Origin of the sequence: Luedemannella flava (assembly GCF_039528515.1) — a bacterium.
Classification (GTDB): domain Bacteria; phylum Actinomycetota; class Actinomycetes; order Mycobacteriales; family Micromonosporaceae; genus Luedemannella; species Luedemannella flava.
Map to the genome: position 1 here is coordinate 174,030 of NZ_BAAALT010000003.1, position 16,941 is coordinate 190,970.

Annotated in this window: 14 protein-coding genes; 8 read left to right on the plus strand and 6 right to left on the minus strand. The window is 72.4% G+C overall.

The features are described from left to right. Positions 1-360: 360 nt before the first annotated feature. From ABD211_RS01215 to ABD211_RS01245, 7 genes are all read left to right on the plus strand, one after another. The gene (locus ABD211_RS01215; protein WP_344125249.1) at positions 361-3,369 is read left to right on the plus strand and encodes a hypothetical protein; all 3,009 of its coding nucleotides are present in this window, start codon (positions 361-363) and stop codon (positions 3,367-3,369) included. Between the two features lie 33 nt (positions 3,370-3,402). Next, positions 3,403-3,777: a response regulator transcription factor gene (locus ABD211_RS01220; RefSeq protein ID WP_344125251.1), complete on the plus strand. Its 375-nt coding sequence runs from the start codon at positions 3,403-3,405 to the stop codon at positions 3,775-3,777. A gap of 68 nt (positions 3,778-3,845) precedes the next feature. Further along, the gene (locus tag ABD211_RS01225; RefSeq protein ID WP_344125253.1) at positions 3,846-5,831 is read left to right on the plus strand and encodes a HAMP domain-containing sensor histidine kinase; all 1,986 of its coding nucleotides are present in this window, start codon (positions 3,846-3,848) and stop codon (positions 5,829-5,831) included. A gap of 18 nt (positions 5,832-5,849) precedes the next feature. Beyond that, complete coding sequence (locus ABD211_RS01230; protein WP_344125255.1) at positions 5,850-6,893, plus strand: HEAT repeat domain-containing protein; 1,044 nt, start codon at positions 5,850-5,852, stop codon at positions 6,891-6,893. A gap of 3 nt (positions 6,894-6,896) precedes the next feature. Further along, on the plus strand, positions 6,897-8,333 hold the full coding sequence (locus ABD211_RS01235) for a glycosyltransferase family 2 protein (RefSeq protein ID WP_344125257.1): 1,437 nt from the start codon (positions 6,897-6,899) through the stop codon (positions 8,331-8,333). Then, positions 8,333-8,488: a hypothetical protein gene (locus ABD211_RS01240; RefSeq protein ID WP_344125259.1), complete on the plus strand. Its 156-nt coding sequence runs from the start codon at positions 8,333-8,335 to the stop codon at positions 8,486-8,488. Before ABD211_RS01235 ends, ABD211_RS01240 begins: the two co-directional genes overlap by 1 nt. A gap of 89 nt (positions 8,489-8,577) precedes the next feature. Beyond that, positions 8,578-9,339: a cellulose binding domain-containing protein gene (locus ABD211_RS01245; protein WP_344125261.1), complete on the plus strand. Its 762-nt coding sequence runs from the start codon at positions 8,578-8,580 to the stop codon at positions 9,337-9,339. A gap of 3 nt (positions 9,340-9,342) precedes the next feature. On the opposite strand, the gene ABD211_RS01250 is transcribed toward ABD211_RS01245, so the two are convergent. From ABD211_RS01250 to ABD211_RS01265, 4 genes are all read right to left on the minus strand, one after another. Further along, entirely contained in the window at positions 9,343-10,944 is a 1,602-nt protein-coding gene (locus ABD211_RS01250) for a glycosyltransferase 87 family protein (RefSeq protein ID WP_344125263.1), read from the minus strand. Between the two features lie 385 nt (positions 10,945-11,329). Then, complete coding sequence (locus ABD211_RS01255; RefSeq protein ID WP_344125265.1) at positions 11,330-12,136, minus strand: ABC transporter ATP-binding protein; 807 nt, start codon at positions 12,134-12,136, stop codon at positions 11,330-11,332. Continuing rightward, complete coding sequence (gene ntrB / locus ABD211_RS01260; protein WP_344125266.1) at positions 12,133-13,059, minus strand: nitrate ABC transporter permease; 927 nt, start codon at positions 13,057-13,059, stop codon at positions 12,133-12,135. The genes ABD211_RS01255 and ntrB overlap by 4 nt, the downstream gene beginning before the upstream one ends. After that, positions 13,056-14,297 carry a CmpA/NrtA family ABC transporter substrate-binding protein gene (locus ABD211_RS01265; protein ID WP_344125268.1) on the minus strand — a complete coding sequence of 414 codons (1,242 nt, stop codon included), beginning with the start codon at positions 14,295-14,297 and terminating at the stop codon, positions 13,056-13,058. Before ABD211_RS01265 ends, ntrB begins: the two co-directional genes overlap by 4 nt. Before the next feature lie 219 nt (positions 14,298-14,516). On the opposite strand from ABD211_RS01265, the gene ABD211_RS01270 reads away from it, so the two are divergent. Beyond that, entirely contained in the window at positions 14,517-15,632 is a 1,116-nt protein-coding gene (locus ABD211_RS01270) for a uroporphyrinogen-III synthase (protein WP_344125270.1), read from the plus strand. 80 nt (positions 15,633-15,712) lie between these two features. On the opposite strand, the gene ABD211_RS01275 is transcribed toward ABD211_RS01270, so the two are convergent. Together ABD211_RS01275 and ABD211_RS01280 are read right to left on the minus strand one after the other, a co-directional pair. Then, entirely contained in the window at positions 15,713-16,171 is a 459-nt protein-coding gene (locus tag ABD211_RS01275; protein ID WP_344125272.1) for a nitroreductase family deazaflavin-dependent oxidoreductase, read from the minus strand. 17 nt (positions 16,172-16,188) lie between these two features. Next, complete coding sequence (locus ABD211_RS01280; RefSeq protein ID WP_344125273.1) at positions 16,189-16,788, minus strand: 2-oxoacid:acceptor oxidoreductase family protein; 600 nt, start codon at positions 16,786-16,788, stop codon at positions 16,189-16,191. Positions 16,789-16,941: the final 153 nt, after the last annotated feature.

Consider the following 16,941-nt stretch of genomic DNA (forward strand, 5'->3'; position numbering starts at 1 on the left):
CGAAGATGGAGGCCATCGGCGTACTCAACGGGGTGGTCATGCTGTTCGTGCGAAGCGCGGCGGCGCCGGCCGACGATCTGTACGGTCGCACGGTGCGCGCCGTCATCGGCGGCCTCCTCGGTCAGCCGGAAGCCCGTGACGGTCTGGTTACGTCGGCGCCATTGGCACCGCCCCGCACCCGCACGTGGTCGCCACCCCTGCGAACATGGCCGCGCCGGCAGCGGCAGCCTGCTCGGCTGGTGAGATTCGACGCGAAACGGCTCAGGTGCGCCGAACGCGACGCGACCTTGGCCGTTTGGGCAGGTAGGAGCGGCCGTTCGGCGGCCGGCGCGGGTAGATGATCTTTTTAGAATTGCCGCCGTGCCTGCCCCCCGTGCCTGGCCGTCACTGGTGGCGGCCCTCGTCTCCCTGCTCCTCGGTGCCGTCGTCGCGATCGCCATCGGCGAGGCGCTGGGTCTCAGCTTCACCCCGTCGGACACCCCGCCGGCCGCCCCGCGGTCGGGCCGGGCCGCGCCGATGGTGCCGGCGCCGCGCATCACGGCCATCGGGGTGCCCGCCGACGAGCGGGTGCGCCTCGCGGCGACCGCCGTGGCGGACGCGCTGGTCGACCGGGGTGCACCGGCGCCGACCGTGGGACCGGGCACCGCGGACCTGTCCGTCCGGTTCGTCGCGACGTTCGACGACTCGCCGGAGGCCTACCGGATCCGGACCGAGGCGGGCGGTCGCTACGCGCTCGAGGCCGCCGGGCCGGCCGGCGCGGCGGCAGGCCTCTACGCGCTGGCCGACAAGATCCGCTCGGGCGCGGCGGTCGTCGCCGACGGGACGGTCCAGAAGCCCCGCCTCGGGCTGCGCCTGACCGACTCCGGCTCGGTGGGCCGGGAGCCGGACGCCGCCGCCTTCGCGGCCGGCACCGACTACTCCCTCAACACCGATGTGGTCGCCGAGGCGGTGCTGCCTGCCGCGCCGTGGGTCGACGCCGCCGTGGTCGCCCGCATCGACACACAGTTCCGGTCCTACGTCCGGCATGCCCTGCGCGAGGGCTACAACGGCGTGGTCGTGCCCGGCTTCCTCGAGTACGTGACGTTCGACGGGCTCGGCGTCTACCCGGCCGGCGACCCGCACATCGAGCGCGCCAAGGCCCTGGCCGCCGCGTTCGGGCCCGTCTTCCGGTACGCCCACGACATGGGGCTGCACGTCTACCTGCTCACCGACATGCTCGCCGTGTCGCCCCCACTGGAGGCCTACCTCGACCGTACGGTCGGCGGCCTGAACGTCGAGGACCCGAAGCTGTGGTCGGTCTACCAGGCCGGCCTGTCCGAGCTGTTCGACACGATGCCCTTCGTCGACGGGCTCATGGTCCGCGTCGGCGAGGGCGGCGAGGTCTACCAGGCCGGCTGGGACTACTCGTCGAAGCTCGCCGTGACCAGCGAGGACTCCGTGCGCGCCATGCTGCGGGCGCTACTTGCGACCGTCGGGAGGTACGACCGGGATCTGATCTTCCGGAGCTGGACGGTCGGCGTCGGCGCCGTGGGCGACCTGCACACCAACCCCGAGTCGTACGCGGCGGTGCTCGGGGAGATCGACGACCCGCACCTCGTCGTGTCCACCAAGTACGTGGCCGGCGACTTCTACAGCCACCTGCCGCTCAACCCGACGCTGGCGGTGGGGGACCACCGGCGCATCGTCGAGTTCCAGGCGCGGCGCGAGTTCGAGGGGTTCGGCGCGCTGCCCAACGACCTGGTGGCCGAGCAGGCCCAGGCGTTGCGGCACTTCCTTGAGGTGAACCCGCACGTCGAGGGCGTGTGGAACTGGACGCAGGACGGCGGCCCGCTGCGCGCCGGCCCGATGACCCTCTACCTGCGCACGGGCTTCTGGCAGCTGTACGACCTGAACACCTACGGCACGGCGAGGCTGGCCTGGGACCCGACCGCCGAGCCGGCCCAGGTCACCGCGGACTGGGTCCGGCAGGTGCTCTCGGCCGACCCGGCGACCGCGGACGCGATCAGCGGGGCGCTGGCCCGCTCGCGGGAGGCGATCACCCAGGGCCTCTATATCGGGCCGTTCGCCCGGCAGAGCGTCAGGGCGCTCGGTCTGGAGCCGCCGCCCATGATGTGGATCTTCGAGTGGGACATCGTGACCGGCGACTCGGCGGCGCTGGACAGCATCTACGCCGTCAGCCGCGACCACCTCGACGACGCGATCGCCGAGGGCGACCGGGCCGTCGCGGCCGCGGACGACATGCGCACCCTCGTGGCGGGCACCGACCCGGCGGCCTGGCGCTCGCCCGAGCTGCGGCAGTCGTTCGTAGCCGCCCTGGAGTACGAGGCGAACCTGCTGCGCACGCTGGCCGCCTACCGGACCATGGTGCTGCGCCACGCGCAGTGGCTCGACACCGGCAGCTCGGCGGCGTACGACGCGTGGCGCGACGCCGAGGTCGGCTACCGGCAGGCGCGCGACGAGCACGTGGCCCGCTACGCCGGGAACGTGGACCTGCCGGCGTACAACTTCACGGCCGCGGACCTCGGCAGCGTCCGGGCCGACCGGGACCCCGCGATGGCGTGGGTCGCGCGCGGGCTGCTCGTACTCATCGGACTGGTGTTGTTGTTGGGGGCGACGCGGGCTCGGTTCCCGGGCGCGGCGGCGCTGCGGGCCCTGTTCGTGGCGGCCACCCGGCCCTGGCGGCTGGGCGACCTGCCGGCGCCGACGGGGCGGACCGACCGGATCCTGGTGTGGCTGCTGCCCGCCGTCGTCCTGGTCGCCAGCCGGGCCGCGCTGACCTGGTTCGCCGCCCCGGCGCACCTGGTGGTGACGCTCGGCGGGTGGCTGCTGTTCGCCCTGGTGGCGCGGTGGCTGGTGCGCGGGCGCGACCCGTTCCACCTGTGGGCCGCGATCGGCGGGGTGGCCCTGCTGCGCACGGCGCTCCTGCTGGTCGCGCTCGCGGCCCGCGGCCCCGGCCGGTACTGGCTGAACTTCTGGACCGCGCCCACCTCGCGCACGGTCTACGTCACGATGGCGTTCGCGGCGTTCTGCTGGCTGTTCGTGGTCGTCGGCGTCGTGCTGCGGCGCCGCTACGGGCTCGGCGGCCGGCGCGCCACCGGCGCGGTCATGCTGGCGATGGGCCTGCCGCTCGGCGTACTCGCGGGGTTGGTCGCGACGATCGGGCTGGAGCGCGCCCTGACCGTGTGGAACGACCAGCTGGCGCTGCTGCCCTGGGGCCTGTCGCGCATCCTCGGCATCACGGTCCACCTGGGCATCCCTTCGGCGCTGCCGGCGGCGCTGGCCGCCACGCATTTGGCGGGCGCGGCGACCGGTGCGGTGCTGTTGAGATCAAAATGGGGCTTTGCCCAATTGCGGAGAAACCGGGCGTAGTATCGATGGCAAGGTGATCTTCAAGGGTGGACCATGACTACGGTGCTGGTTGCGGACGACGACGCGGACATCCGTGACCTCGTCGTCTTCAAGCTGGAGCAGCTGGGGCTGGACGTCATCGCCGCACCGGACGGCCAGGTGGCCCTGGACGAGGTCCGCGCCCGGCGCCCGGAGCTCGTGGTCCTCGACATCGCCATGCCGGGGCTGTCGGGCATCGACGTGTGCCGGGAGATCCGCGCCGACCCGCAGATCGCGAACACGCTGGTGGTGATGCTGACGGCGCGCGTGCAGGAGCAGGACGTGGAGGTGGGCTTCTCCGCCGGCGCCGACGACTACGTGACGAAGCCGTTCAGCCCGCGCGAGTTGGTGTCGCGGATCCAGTCCCTGCTGTCCCGCTCGCGGGCCTGACCCGAAGCCACGACATGGCGCGGGCCAGGGTGGCTGCCGCCTCGGCCGGGAATCCCCGTCGCCCTACCGTGGGCGGCCTGCTCCTGTGGACAGCCATCCTGCTCGCCGGCCTGTTCCTGCTGTTCGGCGCGGTCCGCCTCATCGCCGTCGAGCCGTGGTACCAACAGGCCGAGGATCGCCTGAACGACATATACGGGTCGCAGACGGCCAACGACAAGGTGCGTGCCGTGATCGACGCCGGGGAGGTGGCGCTCTCCGGCTACCTGTTGACCGGGAATCCGCAGCTCAAGCGGACCTACGAGAAGGCGGCCGCGGAGGCCCCCGTCGCCATGGCCGATCTGCTGAAACTCGTCGATCCGACCAATCCCGTCGTCGCCGTGATGCGCCAACGCACCGACGAGTGGTGGCGCACGGCCGACCATCTGGTGAACACCACGCCGGGCGCCGCGCAGACGGTCGCCGAGGTCGCCGAGGTGCAGGCCCGCTACCAGGAGGCGGTGTCCGCGAATGCCGTGCTCGACAAGCAGTTCTCCGACGAGTACGCCGATCTCTTCCACGAGGTCAAGAACCTGCGCACGATCAGCGTCTACACGACGATCGCGGCGACCCTCGCCGCGGCGGCCGTCGCCTTCCTGGCGAGCGTGCGGATCACGCGACGGATCGTACGTCCGCTCGACCGCGTGGTCGCGGCGGTGGACCGGTTCGGTCGCGGCGACCTGGACGCCCGGGTGACCGTCGGCAACGAGCCCCGGGAGATCGCGGCGGTGGGCGCCTCGGTCAACCAGATGGCCGACCAGGTAAGCCGGCTGTACGCCGAGGACGAGGCGCAGAACCGGCGCTACGGCGAGGTCCGCCGGCTGGGCATGCTCATGCGCCGGGATCTGGCCGTGGCGGCGGCCATGAGGGCCGCGGCCCAGGGCCTCGGCGAGGTGCTGGGTGCCGACCACGTGGTCGTGCGCCTGATCCGCTACGACGAGGACGCGACCAGCCCGGCGATCTGGAGCGTCCAGGGCGCCGTCGGCGATCCCGCCGCGCTGTCGGCTCTGCCGGTGGACTGGCTGGCCGGCCGGGAGGAGGGGTCCTTCGTGGCGGACGCGGTGCCGGCGACGGACAGCCTCCTGCCGGAAGCGGAACGGGCCGCCCTGCTGGCCGCCGGCGCCGGGCCCGTGATCACCGTCGCCATCGGCCCGGGGGCCGACCCGCTCGGCCACGTCACCCTGATCCGGCGGGTCGGCAGCCCGCCGTGGTCGGACTTCGACGTGCGGATGGCCGAGATGAGCGCCGGCGACCTCGGCCGCTCGCTGGTCAACGCGCGGCTGTTCGAACAGGAGCGGCACCTGGTGGAGCAGCTCCGGCGGCTCAACACCGCCCAGTCGGAGTTCGTCTCCGCGGTATCGCACGACCTGCGTACGCCGCTGACCAGCATCGCCGGCTACCTGGAGCTGCTGACCGAGGAGGAGGCGGGCCCGATCACGTCGGCGCAGGCCAAGATGCTCGCGGTCATCGAGCGCAACACCCTACGCCTGCGCATGCTGATCGAGGATTTGCTGATCCTGTCCCGCATCGAGACCGGCACGTACGACAGCGACAAGCGCCCGGTCGACCTGGCCGCCGTCGTGACCGGGGCGCTGCAGGCGATCGAGCCCACGGCGGCGAAGGCCGACGTGACCGTCCGCGCCGCCGTGCACCCCCCGCTGCCGCTGCGCGGCGACCCGGAACAGCTCGACCGGATGGTGATGAACCTGCTGTCCAACGCGGTGAAGTTCACCCCGGCCGGCGGGACCGTGACGGTCGAGGCCGGCCAGGACGGGGCCGCGGTCGTGATGACCGTGCGCGACACCGGCATCGGCATCCCGGAGGCCGACCAGGAGCTGCTCTTCGGCCGGTTCTTCCGGGCCAGCAACGCGGTGCGCCGGGAGATCCCCGGCACCGGGCTCGGCCTGGCGATCGTGGCGGCGACCGTCCAAGGGCACGGCGGCGTCGTCACCGTGGCGTCGCGGGAGGGGGAAGGGAGCACGTTCACCGTACGTCTGCCGGCCGGCGACTGCGCCTGACGAGGGGATGGGGCATCCGTGGCGATCGTGGTCCTCACCATCGCGATCTTCGTGCTGGCCGGCCTGGTTCTGCTGCTCACGCTCGTGGCCGTGCTCATCCGGATCGTCCGGCACGCGCGCAACCGGCGGCGCGAGCGGCTGGCCAGGGCGCCGCGGCGCGCGCTGCTCGCGTTCGTGGCCGAGGGTGGGCAGGAGGGCATGGAGGACCTGCTGGCCATCCCGCCGGCCGCGTGGCAGGCGGCCGAGCCGACGGCCGTGGCGCTGCTCGAGAAGGTGCGCGGTGAGGCCCATCAGGCGCTCGCCGAGGTGTTCGCCCGCCGGGGCGTCACCACCAGGGCGTTGCGGCAGCTCGGGCATTTCGATGCCGCGCACCGGGCGCGGGCGGCCGAGCTGCTGGGCAACCTGCGGCTCACCGAGGCCGTCGCGCCGCTGTGCCGGTTGCTGGCCGACGGCAAGCCCGAGGTGCGTCTGGTGGCCGTCCGGGCGCTCGGCGCGATCGGTCACCCGGAGGCGGCCGGCCTGCTGCTCGATGCGTTGACCCGCGACGTCCCGGTACACATGGTCGCCGACGCACTCGCGCGGATCGGCGAGGCCGCGCTGCCCGAGGTGCACGGCGCGCTGCGGCGCGACGAGGCGGTGGTCCGGATCACCGCGCTCGAGGCGCTTGGCCTGATCGGCTCGCCGGGATCGGTGCGCGCCATCGTGGAACTCCTGGACCGGGAGGCCGACCCGGACGTGCGGGTGGCGGCGTTCGGCGCGCTGGGTCGGCTCGGGGGCCGCGCGGCCGTCCCGCCGCTGATCACGGCCGTCGCGCCGACCAACCCGCCGGAGGTGCGCGTCGCGGCGGCCCGCGCGCTGGGCGTGGTGGGGGCGGTCGCCGCCGCGGAAACCCTGGCCGGTCTGCTGTCCGACCCGACGTACCGGGTGGCACACGAGGCGGCCGGGTCGCTGGTCCTGCTGGGACCGAAGGGGCAGGCACACCTGCGCCGCAGCGCCGAGGCCGGCGGCGCCCACGCGCGCGAGGCGCTCGCCCTGGCCGAGCTGACGGGCGCGGAGGGCTGACCGATGTGGGCGGAGGTGGCGCGGGGCCTGCTGGAGGGGGCGAACTACCTGATCTTCGGGTACTTCATTCTGATCAACTCCAGCTACCTGGTCCTCATCGTGTTGGCCGCGGGTGAGTTCGTGCGGCACCTGCGCGGCGCGATGTTCACCGGTGCCGACGACCTCTTCCGCAGCCCGCTGTCGCCGGCGGTCTCCCTCATCGTGCCCGCCTACAACGAGGCGGCCGGGATCGTCCCGGCCGTGCAGGCTCTCATCTCGCTGCGCTATCCGCGCATCGAGGTCGTCGTCGTCGACGACGGGTCGACCGACGACACGTTCGACCGGCTCCGCGACCACTTCGACCTGGTGGAGGTGCCCCGGGTGGTGCCCCGCGACGTGCCGCACTCGGGGGCGGTCGAGTCGGTGCACGTGGCCCGCGCCGCGCCCCGCACGCTCGTGGTCGTCCGCAAGGTCAACGGTGGCAAGGCGGACTCGCTGAACGTGGGGCTCAACCTGGCCAGCCACGACCTCGTGTGCATGGTGGACGCCGACTCCGTCCTCGACAACGAGGCCCTGCTGTCGGTCGTGAAGCCGTTCGCGGACGACCCGGTACGGATGGCGGCCACCGGCGGCGTCGTGCGCATCGCGAACGGTTGCCGCGTCACGGCTGGGCGCGTCGTGGACATCCGGATGCCGCGCGAGTGGCTGGTCCGCATCCAGATCGTGGAGTACCTGCGGGCGTTCCTCACCGGACGGACCGGCTGGTCACGCCTCGGCGGCCTGGTGGTGATCTCGGGCGCGTTCGGGGTCTTCCGGCGCGACCTGGTCGTCGCGGCGGGCGGCATGGCCACCGACACCGTGGGGGAGGACGCCGAGCTCGTCGTCCGGCTGCACCGCACGCTGCGCAGGGCGGGTCGGGACTACCGGATCGTCTTCGTCGCGGAGCCGGTCTCGTGGAGCGAGGCGCCGGCCGCCATGCGCCAGCTCGGCACGCAGCGGCGCCGGTGGCACCGCGGCCTCGCCGAGATCCTCACCATCCACCGCGGCATGTTGTTCAACCCGAGGTACGGGCGGGTGGGGATGGTCGCGCTGCCCTACTACCTGGTGTTCGAGCTGTTGGCCCCGTTCGTGGAGCTGCTGGCGTTCGTCCTGCTCCCGGTCAGCCTGATGCTCGGCATCGTGAACCTGGACTTCGCGTGGCGGCTCGCCGTGGCGGCCTACGGGTACGGCATGGTCGTGAGCCTGTCCGCGCTGCTGCTGGAGGAGATGTCGTTCCACCGGTACTCCCGGTGGAGTGACCTGGCCCGGGGGGCGGTCGGAGTGGTGCTGGAGAACGTGGGCTACCGCCAGGTGCTGGCGTACTACCAGGCGCAGGGCGCCTGGTGGGCGTGGCGGGGCAAGAAGGCTACCTGGGGCACCCAGCAGCGCGCCGGCTTCGGCTCCGAATCGGAGGGCGCTTGATGCGCCGGACGACGACGTTCCTCACCGCGGTGCGTGTCACGTCCGCCACCGACGAGAGCTTCCTGCACCTGAAGATCACAGTGGCCGACCCCGGCCGAGCGCTCAAGCCCGGCACCGAACCGCTGTGCGCCGCGTTCGTCGCCCCCGCGAAGTGACGGCCTGCGGTGAGTGCCCCCAGGGACATTGAGACAGCGGCATGGCGATGTTTGAATGTATGTCCATTGTGTACATGCAAGGAGTTGCCATGCTCAGAAGGCCAGCCGTCCTGGCCGTCGGCGCTGCGTTGGCCACGGCCCTAGCCTTGACTCTCACGTTCGCGCCCGGCGCGCAGGCCGCGACGTCGACCCCCACGCCGAGCCCGCCGCCCGGCGACACCACGCCGCCGACCACGCCGACCGGGCTGACCGTCTCGACCAACTGCAGCCTCGAGCTGACCCTGCGCTGGAACGCGTCCACCGACGACGTCGGGGTCGTCGACTACGAGATCTACCGCGCGATGAGCGGCAGCACGTTCGCCCCGTTCGCGACGGCGACGACCACCACGTACGTCGGCCGGCTGGGCGGCTTCAGCCAGTACCAGGTGCGGGCGCGCGACGCGGCCGGCAACGTGTCGGCGTTCACCGCGCCCGTCACCGCGTACGTGCCGCCGTGCCCGCCGCCCACGAGCACCGTGCCGCCGACGACCCGCACGCCCCCGCCGGCCGGTTGCTCCGCCACCTACGCGATCGTCGCCACCTGGCCGGGCGGTTTCCAGGGTGCGGCGACGGTGACCAACACGGGCGCGACGTCGACGACCGGGTGGACCGTCACGCTGACCTTCCCCAACGGCCAGCGGATCACGCAGCTGTGGGGCGGTCGGACGACCAGCACGGCCAGCCCGTACGTCGTCACCAACGAGACGTACAACGGCGTCATCGCGCCGGCCGGCTCCGTCACGTTCGGCTTCATCGGCACGTGGACCGGCGCGAACACGGCGGCCGTGGCCACCTGCACCCGTACGCCGTAGGCGCTACGGGTCGAGTTCCTCCGAGAAGGTGGCGAGCACCCGCCCATGGCCGTCGAGAGCGTCAAGGCGGCCATGGGCGAGGTTCGCGCTGCGGAACGAGAACGTGCGCGTGCCGTCGGCGGTGACGAGGACCGGGATGTCGCGGGCCGACCCGCCGGGCGCCGAGTGGAACTCCAGCCGGGCGACGGCCGGGTCCACGACGCCGTTGACGCGCACCTTCGTCTTCTCCCGACGCACGCCGAAGACCACAGGGGCGCCGGGCGGCAGCGGCTCGGCGAAGTAGAAGTAGCGCGGGTTGGCCAGGTCCGCGGCGGTGTAGGCCTTGAACGTCGGGTCGGCGGCGGCCGGCAGTGGCAGCAGCGCGACGCAGGCCAGGATCGCGGCCGTGGCGGTGGCCCCGCGTAGCCAGGCGCGGGCGCCGCCCGCCCGCCGCACGTACGCGGCCGCCACGACCGTGACGCCGCCCAGGCCGGCCAGGCACACCGCAACGGCGCCGACCGCGCGGGCGTTCTCCAGGGTGAACTGCCACCCCGGGTACGTCGAGATGCCGCGTAGCAGCACCCCGACCGACACGGTCATGACGGCGAGCAGGACGACCCCGGCCATCCGGCGCAGCGCTCCCTCGGCCGCGATGAGAACCATTGCCGCGAGTACGGTCCACAACTGGTGGTGCGTCCACGACACCGGCGACGCGGCGATGGTGGCGCAGCCGACCATCACGGTCGCGCGCGCCGGATGGCCGTGCCGGTGCAGGTGGCGGGCGCGCAGCAGCGCCGCGCCGCAGACGAGGGCCACGAGCGCGGCCCACACGAGCGGCAGCGCGTCCGGCGCGACGCCTGCCCGCAGGAGCATGCCGTGCACCGACTGGTTGCCGAGCGAGGCGAGGTCGCCGATGCGCGAGGTCTGCAGCATCGTGCCGGTCCAGTACCGCCAACTGTCGGCGGGCAGCACCGCGAACGCGACCGCGGCGCACGCCGCGAACGTCCCGGCGGCGCGCGCGGCGTCCCGGTACCGCTTGGCGAGCAGGAAGTACACGATGAACAGCAGCGGCGTCAGCTTGATCGCGGCGGCGATACCGACGAGGACGCCGCGCAGCCGGGCCGGCGTCAGCCCCGCCCCGTCGACGAGCGCGAGCAGCACGATGAGGATGCTGACCTGGCCGAAGCGCAGGTTAGACTGCGCGGGCGCGGACAGCAGCACCCCGCACGCGATCGCGGCCACCGCGACGGGCCGGTGCCGGTCGCCGGCGACGCCCGCGCGGCCGAGTGCCACGGCGATCGCCGCCGCCGCGGCGCACGTGGCCAGCAGCCACAGGATCCGGAGCACGGACTCGGGCACGAACGTCATGGGCTCGAACAGCAGCACGGCAAAGGGCGGATACGTGAAGGGGCCGCCGTTCTCGGCCACATATCCGTACAACGGGTCGCCGGCCCGGACGGTCTGGGCCGCACCGTAGTAGATGTGCAGATCCGACAGCCGGTCGCTGAGCGGCCGGCGCAGGACGAGCACCGACGACACGACGGCGATGACGCCGAACACCGCCCAGAGCGCGGCCGCCCACCAGCGCCTCGGCTGACCAGCGGAAATCACGGAGGTCGCGACCATCGCCCCACCGTAGTAGCCCCGCGCACGCTTACGGAACGGGTTTCCCGTCGCACTAAATTAGGGCAAGCGGTATTATTTCTCCGATATAGAACTACAGCGACCGGGGTGACGTGCGCGAGCAGGCCACCTGGTCGCGCGAGGAGACGTTGGAGTCCACGTCAGCGAGCGCTTCCAGGGCAACGGCTCCTTCGCCGACCAGCTCGCGAACCTGGTCGCGGACGGCTGGCAGCTCGCGGTGCTGAACCGCGACGGCCAGGTCATCCCCGCCGACCTGGCCGAGGTGCTGGCCGTCGGCTGGTTCGACAACGTTCTGCTGATGCGCTGAGGACGACCGGCCGCCCGCTCACGACGCCGTCCCGGCGGCGCAGTGAGCGGGCGACGTCGCTCAGCCCGCGCCCGCTCCCACCCGCTCGGCGTCGTTGTCCGCGATGAGTAGATCCACCAGCTGCTTCTGGATCGCGTCGTACGCGGGATGGTGAACCACTGTCGTGCGGTGGCGGGGTCGGGGGATCGGCACGTCGATGACGGTCCGCACCGACGGGTAGGGCAGGTTCGCCATGACCACGATCCGGTCGGCCAACAGGATCGCCTCGTCCAGGCCGTGCGTCACCATCAGCACCGTCTCGGTCTCCGACTCGCTGTCCCACAGGTCGACGAGCTGCTGCTGCAGCCGCGAGCGGGTCAGCGCGTCGAGCGCGCCGAACGGCTCGTCCAGCAGCAGGGTCCGGGGCGCTACCGCGAACGCGCGGGCCACCGCCGCCCGCTGGGCCATGCCGCCGGACACCTGGCCGGGTCGCTTGTTGCGGTGCTCCCACAGCGACACGGCTGTCAGGTACCGCTCGACCATCTCGTCGACGCGCGCCTTCTTCCAGTCCGGACGGGACTCCTGCACGGCGACCCGGACGTTCTTCAGCAGGCTGAGCCACGGCAGCAGCGAGTAGTTCTGGAACACCATCGCCCGGTCGGGTCCGGGTCCGGACACCACCTGGCCGTCGACCGCGACCGAGCCGCCGTCGGCCTTCACCAGCCCGCCGACGATGTTGAGCAGGGTGGACTTGCCGCAGCCGGAGTGCCCGATGAACGAGACGAACTCGCCCGTACGGATCGTGAGGTCGACCCCGCGGAGCACGTCCTGCGGCGCGTGCCCGCGTCGCTTGAACGACTTGCGGACGCCGCTGATCTGGATGGTCATCCGTGTACCTCCTCGGGGGTGACCCACCGCGACAGCCGCAGCAGCAGCGTGTCCAGGACGAGTCCGATGATGCCGATCAGCACGATCGCGGCGACCACCTTGTCCAGCTCCAGGGCGTTGTAGGAGTTCCAGATGAAGTAGCCGATGCCGGAGTTGCCCTGCAGCATCTCCACCGCCACGATGACCATCCAGCCGATGCCCATCGACAGGCGCAGGCCGGTGATGATGTGCGGCAGCGCGTTGGGGATCAGCACGTGCCACAGGTACGCGCCGGTGCCGAACCTGAACACGCGCGCGACGTTGCGCTGGTCGCGGGGGATGGCGCCGGCACCGGCCGCCGTGTTGATCAGGGTGGGCCACAGCGCGGTGATGAAGATGACGACGACCGCGGCCTGCGCCGCCTCCTGCAGGATGTAGAGCCAGATCGGGAACCACGCCAGGGGCGAGACCGGCCGCAGCACCTGCACGAGCGGGTTGAGCGCCGACCAGATCGGCCGCACGGCGCCCATGATGAGACCGAGCGCGATGCCGACCAGCGCGGCGAGCCCGAAGCCGATGAACACCCGCCGTAGCGAGATGTACAGGTGCAGGCCGATGCCCTTGTCGTTGGTCTCGTTGAAGAACGGCCGGCTGAGCAGATCGCCGAGGGTGCGCGCGCCCTCGGCGGGGCCGGGGACCGTGGTGGAGCCGCGGGCGGCGAAGTACCACAACGCGACGAACACCGCCAGACCGACGAGCGCCCAGCCCGCGGCGGTGGCGAAGGCGAGCAGGCGGGCACCCAGCACGGCGAGCCAGGAAGGTGGTGCCGGGCGACCCTGCCCGGCAACCGTCACGTCGGTGGTCGACGCGAGCGCGGGCAGCGCCTCGGTCGGTCGCGTCGTGGCCGATGCCACGGCGCTCGGTGTCGCGTCGCGCGGGGTCATGGCCGCTTGGCCTCGTCCGCCACGTTCTTCGGGTCGAACGTGATGTTGTCCAGCTTCACCGCGAACGGCGCCATGTCGTCGCCGGGCACCTTGATGCCCTCCTCGGCGGCGACCTTCGCGTACAGGTCCTTGAGGAGGACCCCGTTGGCGATGGCGGCGTAGTCGGGCGCCTCCTTGATCAGACCGAACCGCTGGTACTGCGCGAGGAACCAGTACACGTACGAGCTGCGCGGGAACGGCGTCTCGCCGTCGCGGAAGAACATCATCTGGTCGCCGGTGTAGGTCTTGGCGCCCAACCCGGCACCGAGGTCGTACTGACCGAGCAGGCGGCCCTTGATGTCCGCGGCCGGGGCGTTGACGTAGCCGACGGGAGAGAGCATCTCGGCCAGTTTGCTGCGGTTGGCGAGGTCGTCCAGCCACTTCTGGGCCTTGAGCACGGCCTTCATGATCTCGGCCAGCAGGCCCTGGTCGGCGGTGAGCTTGGCACCCACGACGAGCGCCTTCTCCGGGTGGTGCTGCCAGATGTCCTGGGTGGTGATGTGGGTGAAGCCGATGTCCTTCTGGACCGCCACGGCGCCCCACGGCTCGCCGACGCAGTACCCGTCCTGGTTGTTGGCGGCCATGTTGGACACCATCTGCGGCGGCGGGACAGCCGAGATCTGGATGTTGGAGAGGTCCGCCCTGGTCGCCTTGAGCCAGTACCGCAGCCAGGTGTCGTGCGTGCCACCCGGGAACGTCATCGCCAGCTTCGGCTTCTCCGATTCCAGCAGGGCCTTGGCCGCCGCGAGGTCGCCGTAGCCGGCCTTGGCGTACGCCTTCTTCAGGGTGATGGCCTGGCCGTTGTTGTTCAGCACCATGGCGATCTTGAGGTCGGTCGTGCCCGCCTTGCCGGCGATGCCCGTGGCGACGGAGAGCGGCATGCTGAACAGGACGTGCCCGCCGTCGATCTCGCCGCTGAGCAGGTTGTCGCGCGTCGCCGGCCAGGACGCCTGCTTGATCAGTTCGACGTCGAGGCCGCGTTCGGTGAAATAGCCCAGTTCCTTGGCGGCGATGAGCGGCGCGCAGTCGGTCAGGGCGATGAAGCCCAGCTTTACCTTCTTCAGGTTCTTGCCGTTGGAAGACTGGTTGGTGGGGCTCTCGTCCACGGCGCAGGCGGAGAGCACGCTGCCGGTCGCCGCCAGGGCGGCGGCGGATCCGGCGAGCCGGAAAAGGCCGCGGCGATTCAGTGAGTTGGTCATGGCCGCAGACCGTATGGTCGTCGCAAATCGCGGCCATTGCGCAGCCATCAACACCGCGTCAGGCAAGGTGCACAAGGTCGCTATTGCAATGCCGTTAAAGGCAGCGGTCGTAATGCGTCAGACGCCTCACTTGATGAAAGCCATCAATGCAAGCAGAGGCTTATCATCTCCTGCGCGCCCGGCAATGAACCGGCAACGCGCTGCGCCAAAACTCCCCGCATGACGTCGACCAGCGCGGGCGCGACGCTGACAGGATACACCGTGGTCCTTACAGGTACCGGCCAGCAGCGGGCGGCTACGCTGCTGCGCCAACGCGGCGCGGTCGTCGTCGAGGCGTCCCTGTTGCCCGTCGTGCCGGGCCCACACGATGCGCGCCTGCAGGCCGCCACGCGTCGAATTCTCCGCGATCCGGTGGATCACGTGGTGGTCACCAGCGCGACCGGCTGGGCGCGGTGGTGCGCCGCGGCGGCGTCCTGGGGAGTGGCCGACGCGCTCCTGCGTCAGGTCCGGGGTGCCCGGACGTTGTCGCTGAATACCGCGGTGGGCGCGGCGCTGCGCGAGGCGGGCCTGCGTTCCGAGCCGTCGGCGCCGGCCGGGGACTATCGCGCGGTCACCGACTGGTTGCTCAGCCGCGACCCGCGCTGCCGGCGCGTCGCGGTGGTCGCCGACGAGGCGTTGCCCACCCGGGTCACCCGCCGGCTCCGTACGCGCGGCATTGAGGTGATCGTGGTGCCGACCCACCGGCTCGCGCCCCACGGCGGCCGGACCCGGTTGGGCCGGCTCGCCCGATGGGTGATGCAACGTGAGGTGCACGCGGTGGCCTTCGACACGGCCACGGCGGCGCGGGCCCTGGTCGACGTGACGCACCGCACGGGCCGGGGTGACCTGCTGCGGACCGCACTGACCACCGACGTCGCGGTGGCGACCGGCCACGCGGAGTCGGCCGCGGTGTTCCTCGCCTGGAACGTGCCGGTTTCCTGGGTGCCCGACGGTTCGGCCGAGGCGTTGGCGGGGTGCCTCGGGGAGGCCCTGGTGGCGCGGCGGCGGCAGTTTCGGGCGCGGGGCGAGCGGTTCGCCGTGCAGGGCAACGCCGTGCTGGTCAACGGTGCCACGATCGGGCTCCAGCCCAGACCCGCGATGGTGCTGCGGGCGCTCGCCGACCACCCCGGGCAGACCCTGTCGCGCGCGAGCATCGAGCGGCTCGTATGGATCTCCCCGCGGGCGGGCCGCCCCGCGGTCGAGCTGGCGGTCCGGCGCCTGCGCGAGGACCTCGGCGACTACTCGTGGCTCGTGGTCACCGACATCGGCCGCGGCTACCGCCTGTGGACCGACTGACGCCTATCGTTGCCGCGGACCGCGCCGCGGTGCACAGCGACCCGGCGTACTTCGCCGCCCACGCCCGCACCTGGGATTAGTCAGCCCGGGTCGGGCGTGACGCGGAAGACGGGGAACCGGTCGGCCACCCGCGCGAACTCCGCCTCGGGGGCGCGCCGGTCGACCGGCGCGTGCGGCCGCGCGCCCGGCGCGAGTTCGAGGAAGCGGCGCAGGACCGGCGGTCGGGCCGCAACGTCCACCTCGACGAGCCGCACCCGCTCCGCGTCGCCCCGCCGCAGCACCGCGTGCCCGTGGTCGGCCCGCACGTTGGCGACCCAGTTCGTCCCCTCGCCGAGCATCGACACGAGGTAGCGCTCACCGTCGAGCGGGACCAGCACGAGCGGGAACGACACCAACCGGCCGGTGTGCCGGCCGCGCACCTCCAACGTGACCCCGTGCCGCGGCGCGAGTACGCCGCTGGCGAAGTGCACCGCCCAGATACGGTTGAGGACGCGTGCCAGCAGGTTGGGCCGGTGCCGGTGGTACATCCGACGCTGCATCCCCCCGACCGCGCGGGTCACCGCAGCGCCGCTTCCAGCGGGGCGCACAGGCGCCGGATCTCCGCGACGGTGTGCTCGCGCCCGCGCCGCGCGGCCAGGACATGGTCGGCTGCCGCCCGGGCCGCGACCGCGCGCGAGATGGCCACGGCCATCGCGGTGGCGGTGACCAGGCCGGTCGCCGCCACGAAGGCGCCCAGGAGGGCGGCGTTGGTCGCGCCCGGCCACTGACCGGCCGGGGTCAACCGGGTGGCCGGCACCGCGAGGGCGCGCATGGGTGCCAGGTGCGCGACCCGGTCGCCGAAGCCGAGCTGCTGCCAGGTCGACGCGGAGTTGAGCAGCGCGAGCCCGTCGCGGCGCAGCCCGGCGAGGACGTCCGTCCCGTACAGCAGGGTCTCGTCCTGCACGAGGACCGCGTCGGGAGCCGACTCGAACGGCGCGGGCGTCCTCGGACGCACGGACAGTTCGACGTGGGCCACGGCCGGATCGCCGGCGCGGTGCGGCCCGCCGCCCGCCACCAGGTGGGCGTGCCAGCCGTCGAGCGCGGCGGCCCGCACGAGCAGCCGGGCCATGCCGTGGGTCGCCTGGCCGCCACGGCCGTGGATGCGCACCTGGAACATGTCGTCTCCCCATGGTGGGCGGGGCAGGTGTCCCCATGACCTTAGGCCGGTACAGCACACGTCCGCAGGGGCCTTGGTCCCGTCACGCGGGCCGGCCGGCCCTGGCCCGACACGCCGACCGCCCGCGAGCCTTGGTGCGGACGTGGGAGAGGA

What these genes read in the sequence shown, in the direction of transcription:
- ABD211_RS01265 (WP_344125268.1), bottom strand. Translation starts at nt 14,297, where the DNA reads ATGACCAACTCACTGAATCGCCGCGGCCTTTTCCGGCTCGCCGGATCC.
- ABD211_RS01270 (WP_344125270.1), top strand. Translation starts at nt 14,517, where the DNA reads ATGACGTCGACCAGCGCGGGCGCGACGCTGACAGGATACACCGTGGTC.
- ABD211_RS01250 (WP_344125263.1), bottom strand. Translation starts at nt 10,944, where the DNA reads ATGGTCGCGACCTCCGTGATTTCCGCTGGTCAGCCGAGGCGCTGGTGG.
- ABD211_RS01275 (WP_344125272.1), bottom strand. Translation starts at nt 16,171, where the DNA reads ATGCAGCGTCGGATGTACCACCGGCACCGGCCCAACCTGCTGGCACGC.
- ABD211_RS01220 (WP_344125251.1), top strand. Translation starts at nt 3,403, where the DNA reads ATGACTACGGTGCTGGTTGCGGACGACGACGCGGACATCCGTGACCTC.
- ABD211_RS01255 (WP_344125265.1), bottom strand. Translation starts at nt 12,136, where the DNA reads ATGACCATCCAGATCAGCGGCGTCCGCAAGTCGTTCAAGCGACGCGGG.
- ABD211_RS01245 (WP_344125261.1), top strand. Translation starts at nt 8,578, where the DNA reads ATGCTCAGAAGGCCAGCCGTCCTGGCCGTCGGCGCTGCGTTGGCCACG.
- ABD211_RS01235 (WP_344125257.1), top strand. Translation starts at nt 6,897, where the DNA reads ATGTGGGCGGAGGTGGCGCGGGGCCTGCTGGAGGGGGCGAACTACCTG.
- ABD211_RS01280 (WP_344125273.1), bottom strand. Translation starts at nt 16,788, where the DNA reads ATGTTCCAGGTGCGCATCCACGGCCGTGGCGGCCAGGCGACCCACGGC.
- ABD211_RS01240 (WP_344125259.1), top strand. Translation starts at nt 8,333, where the DNA reads ATGCGCCGGACGACGACGTTCCTCACCGCGGTGCGTGTCACGTCCGCC.
- ntrB (WP_344125266.1), bottom strand. Translation starts at nt 13,059, where the DNA reads ATGACCCCGCGCGACGCGACACCGAGCGCCGTGGCATCGGCCACGACG.